Annotated in this window: 3 protein-coding genes; 2 read left to right on the top strand and 1 reads right to left on the bottom strand. The window is 47.7% G+C overall.

Annotation, left to right across the window (positions count from 1 at the left end):
- Positions 1-403: 403 nt before the first annotated feature.
- Complete coding sequence (locus PX481_RS06320) at positions 404-1,696, bottom strand: D-alanyl-D-alanine carboxypeptidase (protein ID WP_288094020.1); 1,293 nt, start codon at positions 1,694-1,696, stop codon at positions 404-406.
- A 149-nt stretch (positions 1,697-1,845) separates the two neighbouring features.
- On the opposite strand from PX481_RS06320, the gene plsX reads away from it, so the two are divergent.
- A complete protein-coding gene (gene plsX / locus PX481_RS06315) occupies positions 1,846-2,901 on the top strand; it encodes a phosphate acyltransferase PlsX (RefSeq protein WP_002759236.1) in 1,056 nt (351 codons plus the stop codon).
- A gap of 238 nt (positions 2,902-3,139) precedes the next feature.
- A partial coding sequence (locus tag PX481_RS06310) for a beta-ketoacyl-ACP synthase 3 (protein WP_288094018.1) occupies positions 3,140-3,712 on the top strand: 573 nt, incomplete at its 3' end.

The raw sequence follows: 3,712 nt of genomic DNA, 5'->3' as shown, positions 1-3,712 counted from the left end.
GTGGTCAACTACCTAATTTTCAGGGAAAAAGTCCAGGAATTTTCCCCCCGATCCCCGCAATGGCTGGCACTTTTTGAGGGGAAAAAAGTCCAAAAGTCTTATCCAACAAGGTTTTTAGATTTATTCAGCAGACCCTAATTATTTTAAGAGTCACTGATAATTGCTGATTGTCGGTATTTCTGCAAAGGTGAGATGCACCCCGTTTAACCACACATCACATCCTTTGCTCAATTTCGGGAAAAACTGGCAAAATTTTGTCACTATGATTTGTTTACCGATTGGCAGCAAAGACAAGGAGAAAATGGCAGAAAAGTAGTCAGCTTATCGACAAAAGTGAATATAAGACCTTGCTAAAGTTCCTCACCACCAAACTAAATTTGATTGTCAAGTTGATATCAACCCCTTAGAAACCCTGACTTACCCGACTGGGATCACCTAGAAAGGCTCTTTCAGAAATCGATCCTTTAGTGGCTTCCGGGAGAATTTGCCAGTGTTGATCTAAAGCTTGTAACACCCGATCCTGCTGATTTCTGAATCCCTCGATATTGCTACTACCAGCATTCATAATTACAAACCAAACTTTACCCCTTTCTTGGGTGGGAATTTCTCCGGCTAAGGCGCTAACTTGGGCTAAAGTTCCAGTTTTAATCATCACTCCTTTGGGAATGGCGCGCCACTGCATAGTTCCTTTGGTATCGCGTCCCCCCACCGGAAATAAATCAGCGACTTTGATCGGTTGATTGGCTAACTTGCGATCCAAGGCCTTGAGAATCTCAATAACTGCCCGGGGAGACAAGCGATTTTCTACACCCAATCCCGAACCATTAATTAATTGAATTTCTTCCGCTCCTACCCCGGTAATTTTAGTATTAATTGCGTCCACTGCTGCCGGACCACCGAGCAGCTCCGCTAACATTTCTGACATGACGTTATTACTATAAATATTCATCTGACGCAACAGTTCCGTTAAAGTTAAGGACTGATGACGCAATAATAATCGGGCATTTTCGGGGCGAATTTGACTGGCTCGAACCATGCCCAAAATCTTCACCTGTGGGGCTTGTGTGCCGCTAGGAAGGCTCTGAAAAGCTTTTTGGGTTTCTTTTGACCATTTCGATTGATCAAGCCCAATTTTCAGCGATTCTCCCGCTTTGAGGGGATCGGTTTGAAAATTCATGGCGAATTTACCCGTAACGATCAGATCGCCTTTGACCTGACGGATGCCTAATTGATCGAGGCCATTGCCCACTGCGATCGCTTCTTCCCAGACAAACAGAGGATCCCCTTGCCCTTCAATAATTAAATCTCCCTCTAACACCCCGTTTTTTACCTCTCCCGTGCTGTAAAAACGAGTAGCAAAACGATGATCGAGAGGCCAGGTTTCCACGGCGGCGAGAGTAGTGGCGATTTTAGTTAAAGAGGCCCCCGAAGCAGGCAGATTACCCTGATGATCAGCTAAATCAGCCCATTCCGTCTCAATTAAGACCCGTTGTTGACTAGAGTTTAAACCTTTTTTAGTCAAGTCTTGCAGATAATCGGCCACGATCGCCGCCACCCGGGGATCGGGAGCGGTGGGAAGGTGGAAAATAGGTTGATTTTGCCAAGAAATTAGGGGAATATTGGCGATCGGTTGGGATTGCCCCCCCAGCCAACCGAAGAGAAAGCCGAAAACTGCTAAATTAAAAACTGAGAACATCTTTTCCTTAATCGCAATGATGCCTTATTGTATAGAAATGATTGGTAATTTTTAACAATTGCTCGATCAGAAAACACTAATCCTCGATCGGCCAGCTTTTGTCAAGAGCTGCCGCTCAACTTATTAAAGATTTCTATCCCACTGACTCAATGGCAGAAACGGCATTAAATCGGGCAAGAATCGCGGTAGATGCGATGGGAGGTGACTACGCTCCCAACGAGATTATCGCGGGATCGATGCGAGCTTCCGAAGAATTAGATGTAGAAGTATTATTAGTCGGCGATTCTGAACGGATTGAGGCTTATTTCCAGCATCATCCCCGTCCCAAGAATCTCACGATCGTCCACGCAGAGGAAGTGGTGGCCATGGACGAAGAGCCGATCACCGCTATCCGTCGCAAACCGGCGGCCTCGATTAATGTGGCCATGGATTTAGTCAAACAAAATCGCGCCGACGCGGTGGTGGCCGCCGGTCACTCCGGGGCAGCCATGGCGGCGGCGTTACTGCGTTTAGGTCGTTTAAAAGGAATCGCTCGCCCGGCGATCGGTGCGGTGCTGCCGACGATGTTGGCGGGTAAATCGGTGATTATCCTCGATGTCGGGGCGAATGTGGACTGTAAACCCAAATATTTAGAGCAGTTTGCCCTAATGGGGACAATTTACAGTAAATACGTTATGGGGGTTGAAGAACCGAAAGTCGGTTTGCTCAATATCGGCGAAGAACCCAGCAAAGGTAACGATCTCGCCCTAAAAACCTACGAATTATTGGAAAATAACCAGCAAATTCCCTTTATCGGCAATGCTGAGGGCCGGGATGTGCTATCGGGACAATTCGATGTGATCGTCTGCGATGGTTTTGTCGGTAATGTCCTGTTAAAATTTGCCGAAGCGGTGGGAGGAGTTATCCTACAAATTCTCAAAGAGGAATTACCTAGGGGGATACAGGGTAAAGTCGGGACGGCTTTAATTAAACCCAATCTTAAACAGATTAAACAACGCATGGATCACGCAGAACACGGTGGCGCGCTGTTATTTGGAGTCGATGGGGTCTGTGTGATCAGTCACGGCAGTTCCCAAGCGCCTTCGATTTTTAACGCCATCCGACAGGCGAAAAATGCCGTCGATAATCGCGTTTCTGAGCGCATTCAAGCCTACAATGACCACCATCATCAATTAAAAAAGTTGTCGGTGAACGGTGAAGATTAAGCCGTCAGCCATCTTGAAGCCGTCGGTCGTCGGGAGTCAGGAGAAAGGAGACAGGAGATAGGGGTTTAGGGGTTTAGGGGTTTAGGGGTTTAGGGGTTTAGGGAAATTTCAGCCAAATGCTCCACTTCCCCACTTCCCCACTTCCCCACTTGCCACTTGCCACTTGCCACTTGCCACTGATAACTGATAACTGATAACTGATCACTGATAACCGATCACTGAAAGGGGGGGGAATATTTTGAACGGATTCGGGGCAGCAGTCGTCATTACTGGTTGTGGATCGGCCACACCAGGGCAATTTCTTAGTAATGAAGAACTCAGCCAAATTGTCGAGACTTCCGATGAGTGGATTAAAAGTCGTACAGGCATCGGTAAACGCCATTTAGCGGATCGATCGGTGTCTTTGAGCCAATTAGCAGCCCAAGCGGCGATTAAGGCCCTGGAAATGGCTCAGGTGTCGCCTAGGGACATCGATCTGATTCTTTTGGCTACTTCTACCCCCGATGATCTGTTCGGTAGCGCTGCCCAAGTGCAAAGTCAGATCGGGGCCAATCGGGCGATCGCTTTTGATCTCACCGCCGCCTGTTCGGGTTTTCTGGTGGCATTAGTCACCGCCACCCAGTTTATCCGTACTGATACTTACCGCAATGTCTTGGTTATCGGGGCCGATGTTCTCTCCCGTTGGGTGGATTGGAACGATCGCGCTACCTGTGTCCTCTTTGGTGATGGGGCAGGGGCGGTTCTTTGTCAAGCAAATGATACAAAAGATAACATTCTCGGTTTTGAACTCCATAGCGACGGCAGCCAGAAT

It is taken from the genome of Microcystis sp. M53603_WE2 (genome assembly GCF_030065435.1).
This window is presented reverse-complemented; position numbering and strand designations above follow the sequence as displayed.

Bases quoted from the DNA above. Each gene is read 5' to 3' on its own strand.
- PX481_RS06320 (WP_288094020.1), bottom strand. From the start codon at position 1,696: ATGTTCTCAGTTTTTAATTTAGCAGTTTTCGGCTTTCTCTTCGGTTGG.
- plsX (WP_002759236.1), top strand. From the start codon at position 1,846: ATGGCAGAAACGGCATTAAATCGGGCAAGAATCGCGGTAGATGCGATG.